Origin of the sequence: Paracoccus sp. pheM1 (genome assembly GCF_018499825.1) — a bacterium.
GTDB classification, from domain to species: domain Bacteria; phylum Pseudomonadota; class Alphaproteobacteria; order Rhodobacterales; family Rhodobacteraceae; genus Paracoccus; species Paracoccus versutus.
Window position 1 is genome coordinate 409,980 of record NZ_JAGXCX010000003.1, and the last position, 14,518, is coordinate 424,497.

General features: G+C 71.3%; 14 protein-coding genes. 12 read left to right on the forward strand and 2 right to left on the reverse strand.

Annotated elements, in window-relative coordinates; genetic code table 11:
• Positions 1–25: 25 nt before the first annotated feature.
• The 12 genes from KF941_RS24710 to KF941_RS24765 all read left to right on the forward strand — a co-directional run bounded on the left by KF941_RS24710 (position 26) and on the right by KF941_RS24765 (position 12,379).
• The gene (locus KF941_RS24710; protein ID WP_214274871.1) at positions 26–1,006 is read left to right on the forward strand and encodes a TRAP transporter substrate-binding protein; all 981 of its coding nucleotides are present in this window, start codon (positions 26–28) and stop codon (positions 1,004–1,006) included.
• Between the two features lie 64 nt (positions 1,007–1,070).
• Complete coding sequence (locus tag KF941_RS24715) at positions 1,071–1,577, forward strand: TRAP transporter small permease (protein WP_072461176.1); 507 nt, start codon at positions 1,071–1,073, stop codon at positions 1,575–1,577.
• A gap of 4 nt (positions 1,578–1,581) precedes the next feature.
• Positions 1,582–2,862 (forward strand): TRAP transporter large permease, encoded by a 1,281-nt coding sequence (locus KF941_RS24720; RefSeq protein ID WP_214274872.1) that lies wholly within the window; start codon positions 1,582–1,584, stop codon positions 2,860–2,862.
• Position 2,863: 1 nt separating this feature from the next.
• Positions 2,864–3,907 carry an L-idonate 5-dehydrogenase gene (locus tag KF941_RS24725; protein ID WP_214274873.1) on the forward strand — a complete coding sequence of 348 codons (1,044 nt, stop codon included), beginning with the start codon at positions 2,864–2,866 and terminating at the stop codon, positions 3,905–3,907.
• Between the two features lie 4 nt (positions 3,908–3,911).
• Positions 3,912–5,069 (forward strand): alpha-hydroxy acid oxidase, encoded by a 1,158-nt coding sequence (locus tag KF941_RS24730; RefSeq protein ID WP_214274874.1) that lies wholly within the window; start codon positions 3,912–3,914, stop codon positions 5,067–5,069.
• An 18-nt stretch (positions 5,070–5,087) separates the two neighbouring features.
• The gene (uxuA, locus tag KF941_RS24735) at positions 5,088–6,296 is read left to right on the forward strand and encodes a mannonate dehydratase (protein WP_214274875.1); all 1,209 of its coding nucleotides are present in this window, start codon (positions 5,088–5,090) and stop codon (positions 6,294–6,296) included.
• The gene (locus tag KF941_RS24740) at positions 6,293–7,741 is read left to right on the forward strand and encodes a mannitol dehydrogenase family protein (RefSeq protein WP_214274876.1); all 1,449 of its coding nucleotides are present in this window, start codon (positions 6,293–6,295) and stop codon (positions 7,739–7,741) included. Before uxuA ends, KF941_RS24740 begins: the two co-directional genes overlap by 4 nt.
• Positions 7,738–8,655: a sugar kinase gene (locus KF941_RS24745; RefSeq protein WP_214274877.1), complete on the forward strand. Its 918-nt coding sequence runs from the start codon at positions 7,738–7,740 to the stop codon at positions 8,653–8,655. The genes KF941_RS24740 and KF941_RS24745 overlap by 4 nt, the downstream gene beginning before the upstream one ends.
• A 140-nt stretch (positions 8,656–8,795) precedes the next feature.
• Complete coding sequence (locus tag KF941_RS24750; protein ID WP_240540616.1) at positions 8,796–9,428, forward strand: CerR family C-terminal domain-containing protein; 633 nt, start codon at positions 8,796–8,798, stop codon at positions 9,426–9,428.
• Entirely contained in the window at positions 9,421–10,362 is a 942-nt protein-coding gene (locus KF941_RS24755; RefSeq protein ID WP_214274879.1) for an HlyD family efflux transporter periplasmic adaptor subunit, read from the forward strand. The genes KF941_RS24750 and KF941_RS24755 overlap by 8 nt, the downstream gene beginning before the upstream one ends.
• The gene (locus tag KF941_RS24760; RefSeq protein ID WP_214274880.1) at positions 10,359–11,267 is read left to right on the forward strand and encodes an ABC transporter ATP-binding protein; all 909 of its coding nucleotides are present in this window, start codon (positions 10,359–10,361) and stop codon (positions 11,265–11,267) included. Before KF941_RS24755 ends, KF941_RS24760 begins: the two co-directional genes overlap by 4 nt.
• Positions 11,264–12,379 (forward strand): ABC transporter permease, encoded by a 1,116-nt coding sequence (locus KF941_RS24765; RefSeq protein WP_214274881.1) that lies wholly within the window; start codon positions 11,264–11,266, stop codon positions 12,377–12,379. The genes KF941_RS24760 and KF941_RS24765 overlap by 4 nt, the downstream gene beginning before the upstream one ends.
• Positions 12,380–12,391: 12 nt before the next feature.
• On the opposite strand, the gene KF941_RS24770 is transcribed toward KF941_RS24765, so the two are convergent.
• The gene (locus KF941_RS24770; protein WP_214274882.1) at positions 12,392–13,768 is read right to left on the reverse strand and encodes an amidase family protein; all 1,377 of its coding nucleotides are present in this window, start codon (positions 13,766–13,768) and stop codon (positions 12,392–12,394) included.
• A 12-nt stretch (positions 13,769–13,780) separates the two neighbouring features.
• The gene (locus KF941_RS24775; protein ID WP_024843807.1) at positions 13,781–14,515 is read right to left on the reverse strand and encodes an SDR family NAD(P)-dependent oxidoreductase; all 735 of its coding nucleotides are present in this window, start codon (positions 14,513–14,515) and stop codon (positions 13,781–13,783) included.
• Positions 14,516–14,518 lie beyond the last annotated feature (3 nt).

A 14,518-nucleotide genomic window follows, 5' to 3' on the forward strand; every position in this document is an offset into this window, starting at 1 on the left:
CCCCGCATCATCCCGGAGGAGAACGATGATCACCCTGAACCGCCGCCGCTTCGCGGCGCTGGCCGTGGCATGCCTGACCGCCGCTTCCGCCATGGGCGCCTCGGCCGCCGAACTGACGCTGAAGCTCGGCCATCTCGCGAACGAGCAGAACTCGTGGCACAAGGCATCGCTGAAATTCGCCGAAGAGCTTGACCGCCTGACCGAGGGCCGCATCGCCGTCGAGGTCTTTCCGAACGACTCGCTGGGCCGCGAGATGGACCTGATCAACGGCATGCAGCTGGGCACGGTCGAGATGACCATCACCGGCGAAAGCCTGCAGAACTGGGCGCCCATGGCCGCGCTGCTGGCCATTCCCTATGCCTATCAGTCGCTTGAGCACATGGACGAGGTCGCCGGCGGCGAGATCGGCAAGCAGATCGAGGCGCAGGTCATCGAGCGCGCGCAGGTCCGGCCCATCGCCTATTTCGCCCGCGGCCCGCGCAACCTGACCGCGAACCACCCCATCACCTCCCCGGCCGAGCTGAACCGGATGCGGCTGCGCGTGCCCAACGTGCCGCTGTTCGTCGACACCTGGACCGCGCTTGGCGCCCAGCCGACGCCGATGGCTTTCTCGGAGGTCTTCACCTCGCTGCAGAACGGCACCATCGGCGGGCAGGAAAACCCGCTGGCGCTGATCCAGGCCGCCTCGCTGAACGAGGTGCAGAGCCATGTGAACCAGACCGAACACGTGCGCAGCTGGATCTACCTGACCATCGCCGAGCAGGTCTGGCAGCGCCTGTCCCAGGAGGACCAGGCCCATGTGCTGGAGGCCGCCCGCATCGCCCAGGAATTCGAGCGCGAGCAGTTCCTGCAAGACGAGGACGCCATCCGCGCCGACCTGGAGGCCAAGGGCATGACCTTCGTCGAGGTCGACCAGAAAGCCTTTGCCGACGGCTCGCGCGATGCGGTGATCAACAGCGTCGACGACAGCATCCGCCCCGTCGTCGAGGACCTGTTCAACCATTGACCGGCAACGGGACGGAGCCGGCGCGAACACCCGCGCCGGCATCTTCCCCCAAGGGTTTGGAACCATGAAAAACCTGGCACTCTTGCAACGCGGCGTCGCGGCGGCCAGCCGGTTCGCGGTGGGCATCGCCTTCTTCGCGCTGATCGTGGTGGTCACGCTTCAGATCGCCACCCGGACCTTCGGCCTGCCCTCGCCGGTCTGGACCGAGGAACTGTCGCGCTACCTGCTGCTCTACATGACCGCCTTCGGCATCGGCCTGTCGCTGATGACGGGCGAACTGGTGAACGTGGACCTGCTGCAGGAAACCGTCTCGGAAGCCCGCGCCTGGTGGATGCGGCTGATCGCGGCGATCTGCACCGCCGCGCTTGGCGGGGTGATGATCTGGCCGGCCTGGAAATTCACCACCATCGGCGCCTTCCAGCGCTCGCCCAGCCTGCGCTGGCCGATGGACATCATCCACGCCTCGGTGCTGGTGCTGTCCGTCCTGCTGTTCCTGTTCGCGCTGCTGCGGGTGGTCGGCATGATCGCCGGCACCGACGACGGGCGCCCCCATCTTGCCGAGGAAGCCTGAGCCCATGGATCTTTTCCTGCTTCTGACCACCTTCTTCGTGACCCTGGCGCTTGGCGTGCCGGTCGCGGTCTGCCTGGGGCTTGCCTCGCTGGCCTATATCCTGACGGCGGGCCTGCCGGTCGTCATCATCCCGCAGCGCATGTATGCGGGCATGGACGTCTTTGTCCTGCTGTGCATCCCCGGCTTCATCCTGGCCGGGAACCTGATGAACTTCGGCGGCATCACCGAGCGCATCATCCGCCTGGCCAATGCCATGGTGGGCTGGATGCGCGGCGGGCTGGCCATGGCCAACGTTGCGGATTCGATGATGTTCGGCGGCGTCTCGGGCACGGCCGTCGCCGATGTCGCGGCGACCGGCGGCGTCATGATCCCCGGCATGAAGAAATCCGGCTATCCCGGCGATTTCGCCGCCGCCATCACCGCCGCCTCGGCCACGGTGGGGCCGATGCTGCCGCCCAGCGTGCCGATGATCATCGTCGGCGCCCTGTCGGGCATCTCGGTCGGCCAGCTGTTCCTGGCCGGCGCGGTTCCGGGCGTGCTGATGGGCATCGGCATGGCGATCACCTGCTACATCCTCGCCGTGCGCCGCAACTATCCGCGCCAGCAATGGCAGGGCTTCGGCGAGCTGATCGCGGCCTTCCTCGCCGCCTTCTGGGCGCTGGCCATGACCGGGCTGATCATCGGCGGCCTGCTGACCGGCATCGCCACGCCGACCGAGACCGCCATCGTCGCCTGCCTTTACGCCTTCGTGATCGGCACCTTCGTCTATCGCGAGCTGCCGATCCGCGCGGTGCCGCGCATCATCGTCAACAGCGCGATCTCCTCGGCCGGCATCCTGGCGCTGGTGGGCTTCGCCAATGTCTTCGGCTCGATCCTGGCGTCCGAGCGCATCCCGCAGATGCTGGTCAGCAGCGTGCTGGCGATCACCGACAACCCGATCCTGGTGATCCTGCTGATCAACGTGCTGCTGCTGGTCATCGGCATGTTCATGGAGACCATCGCCGCGCTCATCATCCTGTTCGTGCCGCTGCTTGGCCTGGCGACCAGCGTCGGCATCGAGCCGCTGCATTTCGCCACCTTCGCTGTGCTGAACCTGATGATCGGCCTGACCACGCCGCCGGTGGGCGTCTGCTTGTTCGTCGCCTGCAACATCGCCCGCGAGCCGCTGGCCAAGGTCATCAGCGCGGTCATCCCCTTCCTGATCTCGAACATCATCGTGCTGCTGCTGGTGTCCTACTACCCGCCCTTCGCCACCTGGCTGCCGACGACGCTGATGGGGAACTGACATGACACAGGAGATCGCCTGCCGCCTGCATGCGGCCCATGACCTGCGGATCGAGCCCCTGGCCGAGCCGCAGCCCGCCGAGGGCGCCGCCCTGGTCCGCGTGCTGCGCGGCGGCATCTGCGGCTCGGACCTGCATTACTACCATGACGGCGGCTTCGGCCCGGTCCGGGTGCGCCAGCCCATCGTGCTGGGCCACGAGGCCGCCGGCGTGGTCGAGGCCGCGCCCGAGGGGTCCGGCCTGGTGCCGGGGCAGCTGGTGGCGCTGTCGCCCTCGCGCCCCTGCGGCGAATGCGACTATTGCCGCGCGGGAGCCGAGCGGCATTGCCTGGCCATGCGCTTCAGCGGCTCGGCCATGCGGCTGCCGCATGAGGACGGTTTCTTCCGCAACCGGCTGTATCACCCCGTCGGCCAATGCCTGCCGCTGCCCGAGGGGGCAAGTGCCCAGTCCGCGGCCGGGGCCGAGCCGCTGGCCGTCTGCCTGCACGCGTTGAGCATGGCGCCCGACCTGTCCGGCCAGCGGGTGCTGATCACCGGCGCCGGTCCCATCGGCGCGATCTGCACCGCGCTGGCCCGGCTGCGCGGCGCGGCCGAGGTCGTGGTGACGGATGTGCAGGACTTCACCCTGGGGATCGCCGGCCGCATGGGCGCGGACCGGGCGGTGAACGTGGCCGAACAGCCCGACGCCCTGGCCGACCTGGCCGAGGGCAAGGGCCGGGTCGACGTGGTCCTGGAATGCTCGGCCAATCCGCATGCCATCGCGCAGGCCATCGGCCTGGCGCGGCCGCAGGCCACGATGGTCCAGATCGGCGTCGGCGGCACCCTGCCCCTGCCCCTGAACCTGATCGTCGCCAAGGAATTGCGCCTGGTCGGCACCCATCGCTTCGACCGCGAGTTTGCCGAGGCCGTGCGCATGATCGGCGCGGGCCAGATCGACCTGTCGCCCATGGTCACGCAGGTTCTGCCGGCGGCCGAGGCGCAGCGCGCCTTCGACCTGGCCGGCGACCGGGCGCAGGCGGTCAAGGTGCAGCTGGATTTCGGGGCCTGAACCCATGCCGGTCATCACCGAGATCGAGGATCTGCGCCGCCTGCACCGGCGGCGCGTCCCGCGCATGTTCTACGACTACGTGGATGTCGGCGCCTGGACGGGCAGCACCTATCGCGCCAACCGCGCCGATTTCGAACGCATCCTGCTGCGCCAGCGCGTCGCCCGCAACATAGAGGCCCGCAACCTTGCCACCACCATGCTGGGCCAGCCGGTCTCGATGCCCCTGGCGCTGGCTCCGGTGGGCCTCTTGGGCATGCAGCACCCGGATGGCGAGATCCACGCCGCCCGCGCCGCGCAGGCTGCCGGCGTGCCCTTCACCCTGTCCACCATGTCCATGTGCTCGCTCGAGGACGTGGCGCAGGCGACCGGCGCGCCGTTCTGGTTCCAGCTCTACACCCTGCGGGACGAGGCGTTCCTGGAGGACATCCTGGAGCGCGCCCGCCGCGCCGGGGTGACGGCGCTGGTGCTGACGCTGGACCTGACCATCCAGGGCCAGCGCCACAAGGATCTGAAGAACCGCATGACCGCGCCGCCGCGGCTGACGCTGCCGAACCTGATCGACATCGCGCTGCATCCCCGCTGGGCGCTGGGGATGCTGGGCACGCGCCGGCGCAGCTTCGGCAATATCGTCGGCCACGCCCGCGGCGTCGAAAGCCTGGGCGACCTGATGGACTGGACCGCGCGCCAGTTCGACCAGCGGCTGGACTGGGCGCGGGTGGAACAGATCATCCGCAAATGGGGCGGGCCGGTGATCCTGAAGGGCATCAACGACCCCGAGGACGCGCGGCGCGCGCGGGACACCGGCTGCGACGCGATCCTGGTCTCGAACCACGGGGGACGGCAGCTCGACGGCGCGCCCTCGACCATCCGCGCCCTGCCGGCGATCCGGCGCGCGGTCGGGCCGGACTTTCCGCTTTATCTCGACAGCGGCATCCAGTCGGGACAGGAGGCGCTGAAGGCCATCGCCCTGGGCGCGAACGCCGTCTTTGTCGGCCGCGCCTTCACCTATGGGCTGGGCGCCATGGGGCAGAAGGGCGTCGCGGCGGCGCTGGCCATCCTGCGCCGCGAAATGGACATCACCATGGCGCTTTGCGGCGTCAACGACATCAAGGATTTCGGTCCCGGCTGCCTGTGGCCGGACGACCGCGGCAATGCCGCCTGAGGAACAAGGAAAACGTGAATGCGACATACCTGGCGCTGGTTCGGCCCCAAGGATCGGGTCTCGATCGACGACATGCTGCAAGCCGGGGTCCAGGGCGTGGTCACCGCCCTGCACCACGTCCCGACCGGAACGGTCTGGTCCCCCGAGGAAATCGCCCGCCGGCAGGCCGAACTGGCGGTGATGGCGGACGGCGCGCCCTCGGGCCTGAAATGGGAGGTGGTGGAAAGCCTGCCGGTCAGCGAGGCGATCAAGACCCAGACCGGCGACTGGCGGGCGCATGTCGCCAACTGGATCACCTCGATGCGTCACCTGAAGGACGCCGGGGTCGAGGTGATCTGCTATAACTTCATGCCGGTTCTGGACTGGACCCGCACCGACCTGGCCTGGCGGCGGCCGAACGGCGCGCGCTGCATGCGCTTCGACTTCACCGATTTCGCCGCCTTCGACATCCATATCCTGCAGCGCAGGGGCGCAGCCGAGGATTTCCCCCAAGAGATCCGCGAGGAAGCCGCCCGCCGCTTTGCCGCGATGGACGATGCCCGCCGCGAAGAGCTGGCCGGCAACGTGGTCTTCGGCCTGCCCGGCGCGGCCGAGCATTTCAGCCTAGACGACGTGCGGGCGCTCTTGGAAAGCTATGCCCCGGTGACGGACGCGGTGCTGCGCCGGCATTTCCACGACTTCCTGGAACAGGTGGTCCCGGTCGCGCAGGAGATCGGCGTGCGGCTCTGCTGCCATCCCGACGACCCGCCCTTCGGCCTGCTGGGCCTGCCGCGCGTCATGTCGACCGAGGCGGATTACGCCGAGCGCATGGCCGCCGTGGACCTGCCGGCGAACGGCATCACGCTTTGCTCGGGCTCGCTGGGGGCGCGGCCGGACAACGACCTGCCGGGCATGATGGAGCGGCTGGGCGACCGGGTGCATTTCCTGCACCTGCGCAACGTGCGCCGCGACAGCGACGCGATCCGCGGTTCCTTCTTCGAGGACGAGCATCTGGGCGGCCAGACCGACATGGTGGCGCTGGTCGCCGCCGTGCTGCGCGAGGAGGCCAAGCGCCGCGCCGCCGGCCGCGCCGATGCGACAATCCCGATGCGCCCCGACCACGGCCAGGACATCCTGGACGACATCGGCCGCGGCGGCCAGCCCGGCTATCCCGCCATCGGCCGGCTCAAGGGCCTGGCCGAGCTGCGCGGGGTCGAGCTGGCGCTGAGCCACGGGGCGCGGCCATGAGCCCGCGCCTGGCCAACCTTGCCGACCTGCCGCCCGGCGTCGCGCGGCCGCGCTACGACCGCGCCGCGCATGGCATGGGCATCCTGCATCTGGGGCTGGGCGCCTTCCATCGCGCGCATCAGGCGGTCCATACCGACGACGCGCTGGCGGCCGAGGGCGGCGACTGGCGCATCCTCGGCGCCAACCTGCGCAGCCGCGAGATCCCGGATGCGCTGAACGGGCAGGACGGGCTTTTCACCGTGCTGGAGCGTTCGGAAAGCGACCGGGCACGGGTGATCGGCGCGCATGGCCCGGCCATCGGCGGCGATGCGGCGGCGATCCTGCGCGCCGCCTGCGATCCCGCGATCCGCATCCTGTCGCTGACCGTCTCGGAAAAGGCCTATGGCATCGACCGCGCGGCCATGGATGCCGATCCGGCCCATCCCGCGGTCGCCGCCGATCTGGCGCAGCCGCAGGCGCCGCAGGGCGTGCTGGGCATCATCCTGGCCGCCCTGGCGGCGCGGCGCGAGGCCGGGGCCGCGCCCTTTGCCGTGCTGAGCTGCGACAACCTGCCCGACAACGGCGCGCTGCTGCGTGCGGGCGTGCTGGGCCTTGCCCGCCGCCGCGACCCCGACCTGGCCGGCTGGATCGCCGATCACGTCGCCTTTCCGGCGACCATGGTGGACCGCATCACCCCGGCCACGACCGCGCGCACCCTGGCCGATGTCGAGGCGCTGACCGGCCATCGCGACCTGGCCGCGGTCGAGACCGAGCCCTTCAGCCAATGGGTGATCGAGGACCACTTCCCGCACGGCCGCCCGGCATGGGAGGCCGGCGGCGCGCTGGTCGTGCGCGACGTCCGCCCGCATGAGGCGATGAAGCTGCGGATGCTGAACGGCAGCCATTCGCTGATCGCCTATGCCGGGCAGATGCTGGACCTGCCCCATGTCCGCGACGCCATGGCCGACCCGCCGTTGGCGGCTCTGGTCCGGCGCCACATGCAGGCGGCAGGCGCGACCCTGCCGCAGGGCGCCGGGCTCGACCTCGAAGCCTATGCCGCGGCGCTGCTGGCGCGCTTTGCCAACCCCGCCATCGCCCACCAGACCCGGCAGATCGCCATGGACGGCACCGAGAAACTGCCGCAGCGCTGGTTCGCCCCCGCGGCCGAACTGCTGCGAGCCGGCGGCGACGCCCGCCCCTTTGCCTTCGCCACGGCGGTCTGGCTGGCATGGCTGGCCGGGCAGGAACAGGCGCCGGACGATCCGCGCGGCGCGGCGCTGCTGGAGCTGGCCCGCAAGGCGGGCGGGGACGACGAGGCCCTGGCCCGCTCGGTCCTGGGGCTGCCGGGGCTGGCGCCGCCTTCGCTGGTCGGCGATGCCGCCTTCACCGGGACGGTGCGGCAGGCCGTGACCCATATCCGCCGCGACGGGTTGCGGGCGGCCATGGCGACGGAGTTGGCATCGTGACCGGCAAGTCCATCCTTTCCATCGGCGAGGCCATGGTCGAACTGTCGCCCTCGGGCCAGGGCGGGCTGTGGCGGCTGGGCATCGCCGGCGACACGCTGAACACGGCCTGGTATCTGCGCCGCCTGCTGCCGGCCGACTGGCGCGTGGCCTATTGCAGCCGCGTGGGCCTGGGCGAATTCTCGCAGCAGATGGTCGATTTCCTGGCCGCCGAGGGGATCGACGCGACCCATGTGGGCCGCGACCCCGGCCGCGAGATCGCGGTCTATGCCATCTCGCTGAAGGATGGCGAGCGCAGCTTCAGCTATTGGCGCGACACCTCGGCGGCCAAGGGCCTGGCCGACGATCCGGCGGCGCTGGCCTCGGCGCTGGCAGGGGTCGGCATCGCCTATTTCTCGGGCATCACCCTGGGCATCCTGCCCCCGGCCGGCCGCGCCGCACTGATCGGGGCGCTGGCAACCGCGCGCGCGGCGGGCACGCAGGTGGTGTTCGACCCGAACCTGCGGCCCCGGCTCTGGCCCGACGCCGCCGCCATGTGCCGCGAGATCCAGGCCGCGGCGGCCGTCGCCGACCTGGTCCTGCCCAGCTTCGACGACGAGCGCAGCTTTTTCGGCGATGCCGATCCGCAGGCGACGGTGGCGCGCTATCTGGCACGCGGGGCCGGGCAGGTCGTGGTCAAGGCGGGCGGCGACGCCATCCGCTATGGCGGGCGCGAAGGCGCGGGGCTGGTCGAGGGCCTGCCGCGCGAGGTGCCGGTGGACACCACCGCCGCCGGGGACAGCTTCAACGCCGGCTATCTGGCCGCGCGGCTGGACGGCGCCGACATCCCCGCCGCCATCCGCCGGGCGCATGACCTCAGCCGCCGGGTGATCCGCCATCGCGGCGCATTGGTGCCCGAGGCGGTCGCGCAGGGCTGAGCCCCGGCCGCCCATGGCCCTGCCGCGGCAGGCGCCGGGCGGCCTTTTCGCATCCTGCCCAAAGGGCGGATGCCTGCGGGCTCGACTCCGGGCCGAAAATCCTGTATCAATCGTTTGATTGACATTTCGGCGTGATCGGCATGGACCCGCATCCCACCCGCCTTTCCCTGATCGGGGCCGCCATGCAGCAATTCGGCCGCGGCGGGTTCCAGGCTGCCTCGACGCGGGCCATCGCCGCGCAGGCGGGCACCAACATCTCGTCCATCGCCTATCACTTCGGCGGCAAGGACGGGCTGCGCATCGCCTGCGCCGATGCGGTGGCCGAGCGGGTGGCACAGGTCGCCCGGCCCCTGCCCGGCTTGCAGGACCGGCCGGACCCCCGCCACGCCCGGCTGCTGCTGCGGCGGCTGGTGCGCCGGATCGTCACCTTCATGATCGTCAGCCCCGCGGCCAGCGACGCGGTGGCCTTCGTGCTGCGCGAACTGGCCGAGCCGGAAAGCCCGGTGCTGGACCGGCTTTATACCACGCTGATCGAACCGCGCCACCGCGCGCTCTGCGCGCTCTGGTCCTCCGCGACCGGCGAACCGGCAGAGGCCGAGGAGGTGAAGCTGGCCGTGTTCTCGCTGATCGGGCAGGCGGTCTATTTCCGCGTGGCCGCGCCCATCGTCCAGCGCCGGATGGGCTGGCGGCATTATGCACGGGCCGAGGCGCGGGCGATCACCCGGCGAATGCTGGCCAACCTGGACCGGATGACCGGGGGCGCGGATGGCTGATTTCATCTGCTCGCTGGCCTTTCTCGCCGCGCTGTTTTCCCATTGCGGCCCGCCGCCGCCCCTGGGCACCGGCTATGCCGAGGGCGAGCATGTGCAGATCGCCCCCGTGGCGACGGCCCGGATCGAGGCGCTGGCCGTGCAGCGCGGCGACCGCGTCGAGGCCGGGCAGGCCGTGGCCATGCTGGAAACCCGCGACGCCGCGCTGGCGCTGGCCGCGGCCGAGGCGGCCCAGGCCCGCGCCGCCAGCACCCTGGCCGACCTGGAGAAGGGCGGCCGCGCGCCCGAGATCGCCGCCATCGAGGCGACGCTGGCCTCGGCCCGCGCCAATGCCGAACGCATGGCGCGCGAGGCGGCCCGGCAGGAGCGGCTGCTGGCGCAGCGCGTCAGCGCGCCCGCGCAGCGGGACGACGCCCGCGCCGCCGCCGACATGGCCGAGGCGGCGGTGCGCGAAGCCGAGGCGCGGCTGGCCGTCGCCCGCCTGCCCGCCCGCCCCGATGCCATCGCCGCCGCCCGCGCCGCCCTGGCCCAGGCCGAAGCCGACCGGCAGGCGATGGCATGGCAGCTGCAACAGCGCCGGCTGACCGCCCCCGCGCCAGGCACCGTCACCGACATCCTGCGGCATCCGGGCGAGATCGCCGGCCCCTCGGCGCCGGTGCTGGCCTATCTGCCGGACGGCGCGGTCAAGCTGCGCTTCTATGTGGCCGAAGCCGATCTGGCCGCGCTTTCGCTGGGAACGAGGCTGACGGTCGGCTGCGACGGCTGCGCGCCCGCCGGCGCCACCGTCTCGTTCATCGCCGACGAGGCCGAGTTCACCCCGCCCGTCCTTTATGCCCGCGACGCGCGGCAGAAGCTGGTCTACCTGGTCGAGGCCCGCCCCGATCCGGGCAGCCCGCTGAAGCCCGGCCAGATCGTCGAGCTCTGGAAGGCGCCATGACCCAGGCCACCGCCATCGACGTGACCGGGCTGACGAAATCCTTCGGCGGCAGGACGGTGGTGGACGATGTCGCGCTGCGGGTGGCCGAGGGCGAGATCGCCGGCTTCCTGGGCCCGAACGGCTCGGGCAAGACCACCTGCATCCGCATGATCTGCGGCTTGCTGACGCCCGACGCGGGCAGCGGCAGCGTGCTGGGCCTGGACGTGCGCCGCCAGCAGCGCGCGATCCGCCGGCAGGTCGGCTACATGACGCAGAAATTTTCCTTCTACGAGGATCTGTCGATCGAGGAGAACCTGGCCTTCGTCGCCGGGCTCTACGGCCTGCCGCGGCAGGCCGTGCGCGACACGCTGGAGGATCTGGGCCTGACCTCGCGCAAGACCCAGCTGGCCGGCAGCCTCTCGGGCGGCTGGAAGCAGCGGCTGGCGCTGGCGGCCTGCATCATGCACCAGCCCCGCCTGCTGCTGCTGGACGAGCCGACCGCCGGGGTCGATCCCAAGGCCCGGCGGCAGTTCTGGGACGAGATCCACGCCCGCACGCTGGGGGGCATGACCGTCCTGGTCTCGACCCATTACATGGACGAGGCCGAGCGTTGCCACCGCATCAACTACATCGCCTATGGCCGGCTGGTGGTCTCGGGCACCGTGGCCGAGGTGATCGCGGGCGCGCGGCTGGTCACGCTGGGCGTGCAGTCCCCCCGGCCGGGCGAGCTGGCCGAGCGCCTGCGCCGGGCGCCGGGCGTCGAACAGGTCGAGCCCTTCGGCACCGCGCTGCACGTCACCGGCACCGACCGCGACCGGCTCATGGCAGCGCTGGCGGCCGAGGGCGTCGCCGGCCGGCCGGTCGAGACCAGCCTCGAGGACGTGTTCATCCGGCTGATGGAACAGTCCCAGGACAACATGCGATGAGCTTTTCGCCGACACGGCTGCGGGCGCTGCTGCGCAAGGAGTTCATCCAGATGCGCCGCGACCGCGTGACCTTCGCCATGATGCTGGGGGTGCCGATCATGCAGCTTCTGCTGTTCGGCTATGCGATCAACAGCGACCCGCGCGACATGCCCACGGCCCTGGTCGCGCCGGTGCAGGATCGGTTCGGCCGCAGCTTTGCCGCGGCGCTGGAGAACAGCGGCTACTATCGCATCACCCACCCCCTTGCCACCGCCGACCAGGCCGAGCGGCTGATGACCCGCGGCGAGGTTGCCTTTGTCGTGACCGTGCCCGCCGATTTCGGCCGGCGGATGGAACGCGGCGACCGGCCGCAGATCCTGGTCGAGGCGGACGGCTCGGACCCCTCGGCGACCAGCGGCGCCGTCGCCGCGCTTCCCGGCATCGCCGAAAGCGCCTTTCGCCGCGACCTGCCGGCCGGGTCGGCGCGGACCGCGCCCGAGATCGTCACCCATCGCCGCTACAACCCCGAGGCGGTCACGCAATACAACATCGTCCCCGGCCTTCTGGGGGTGATCCTGCAGATGACCATGGTGATGATGACCGCCATGGCCCTGACCCGCGAGATCGAGCGCGGCACCATGGAGAACCTGCTGGCCATGCCCGCCACCCCGGCCGAGATCATGATCGGCAAGATCACCCCCTTCCTGACCGTCGGCGCGGTGCAGGTGCTCGTCATCCTGGGCGCGGCCTGGGCGATCTTCGACGTGCCTTTCGCGGGTTCGCTGGGACTGCTGCTGGCGGGGGTGATGGTCTTCGTGCTGGCGCTGGTGCTGCTGGGCTATCTGATCTCGACCGCGGCGCGCACGCAGATGCAGGCGATGCAGATCGCGATCTTCATCTTCCTGCCCTCGGTGCTGCTGTCGGGGTTCATGTTCCCGTTCCGCGGCATGCCGGGCTGGGCGCAGGCCCTGGGCGAGGTGCTGCCGGTGACGCATCTGCTGCGGCTGGTGCGCGGCATCATGCTGAAGGGCGCGGGCTGGGCCGATGTCGCGCCGCAATTCGCCGCGCTCGCGGCCATGGTGGCGGTGCTGGGCACGCTGGCCCTGCTGCGGTTCCGCCGGACGCTGGACTGACCGGCGCGCCCGTCAGGCGAGTTGCATCACCGTATCCGCCAGCCGCAGCAGCATCCGGTCGCGATACCAGGGCGCGCAAAGCTGCAAGGCCACCGGCAGCCCCGCCCGGGTCCGCCCCCAGGGCAGCGAGATCGCGGGATGGCCGGTCAGGTTCTGCGGATAGGTGAACGGATACCAGGCCCCGCGGATGGTGCCGGCGGGCTGGCCGTCGATCTCGATCTCGCCCATCGGGTCATAGCCCAGGGCCAGCGGCGGCGCGGTCAGCACCGGCGAAACCAAGAGGTCGAAGCGGGCGAAATGCGCCTGCATCATCTGGAACAGCCGCGTCCGCGCCGCCGAGGCCTCGGCCAGATCCACTGCGGAATAGCCCTGCCCCAGCCGCGCCGTCTCGACCAGCGAGGGGGCGACCAGATCCTCGCGCCCGGCAAAGGCGGGGGCGGCGCGGGCGGCCAGCCCCACCCGCAACAGGGTCAGGAACACCGGCTCGAAACTGCGGAAATCCAGGTCGGCCTCTTCGACGACGGCGCCCTCGGCCTCGATGCGGTGCAGGGCGGCCTGGGTGATCTCGGCCGTCTCGCGCTCGACCCGCGCGCCGGCGGTGGGGATCCAGCCGATGCGCAGCCCCCTGAGCCCGCGCCCGTCGTCGGGATGGAGTTGCACGGCCGCCTGGCCATAGGGGTCGCGGGGGTCGGGGCCGGCCATGGCCTGAAAGAACAGCGCCGCATCCGCCACGGTGCGCGCCATCGGCCCGGCAAAGGAATTGGCGGCGAACAGGTCGGGCAGCGCCAGATGCGGGATGACGCCCAGCGTCGGCTTCATGCCGACGATACCGCAGCAGGCGGCCGGGATACGGATCGAGCCGCCGCCATCGGTGCCGATGGACAAGGGGCCCATGCCCGCCGCCACCGCCACCGCCGAGCCGGAGCTGGACGCGCCCGCCGTCACGCCGGGGTCGATCGGGTTCAGCGTCAGCCCGGTCAGCGGCGAGCTGGCGGTCTGGGCATGGCCGAATTCCGGCGTCGTGGTCTTGCCGATCATGATGCCGCCGGCGGCGCGGGCGCGGGCGACCGAGACCGCATCCTCGTCCGGCACGCTTTCTGCGAACAGGCGCGAGCCCATGGTGGTGCGCACGCCAGCCGTGGCCAGCAGATCCTTGACCGAATAGGGCACGCCATGCAGCAGCCCCAATTCGTCGCCGCGCATCACCGCCGCCTCGGCCGCCCGCGCCTCGGCCCGCGCCGCATCGGCGGCGACGGTGACGAAGGCGTTGAGGTCGCGGCGCGCCTCGATCCGCTCCAGCGCCGCCTCGGTCGCCTCGACGGGCGAGATGGCGCGGCGGCGGATGGCCTTGGCCAGGTCAACGGCGCTCAGGTCGGCGATCTCGGTCATCGCGGGCTCCTTTCAGATCATCCAATGGCCGCCATCGACCAGCAGCGTCTGGCCGGTGATGAAACGCGCCTCGTCGCTGGCCAGGAAGGCGACGGCGGCGGCCACGTCCTCGACCGCGCCGACGAAGCCGACCGGGGTCTTGTCGACGATCTGCTGGATCACCTGCGCCGGCACGCGGTCATGCGCCGCGGTGCGGATGGCGCCCGGCGCCACCGCGTTCACCGTCACGCCATGCGGCGCCAGTTCGCGGGCCAGGCCGCGGGTCAGCCCGATCACTCCCATCTTGGCGGCGGCGTAATCGGCCAGCCCCGGCTCGCCGGTAAAGGCGGCAAGGCTCGACATGTTGACGATGCGCCCGGCGCCGCGCTCGCGCATCGCCGGGGCCACCAGCCGGGCCATGCGCATGGCGCTGACCAGCGAGATCTCCAGCACGAAGCGCCAGACCTCCTCGCGCGAGTCGCAAAAGGGCGCGCTGCGCTCGCGGCCGCTTTGGCCCAGGTTGTTCACCAGCACGTCCACCGGGCCGAGTTCGGCCAGGAAACGGTCGTGGAAGCCGGCCAGGGCGGCGGCGTCCGTGCAATCGCCCTGGACCAGCAGCAGCCGCCCGCCCGCCTCGGCGGCGAGCGGCGCGGTGTCGAGGTCCATGACCCCGACCCGCGCGCCCTCGGCCAGCATGCGGCGGGCGATGCCGCCGCCGATGCCCGCCGCGCCGCCCGTCACCAGCACGGTCTTGTCCCTGAACCGCATGCA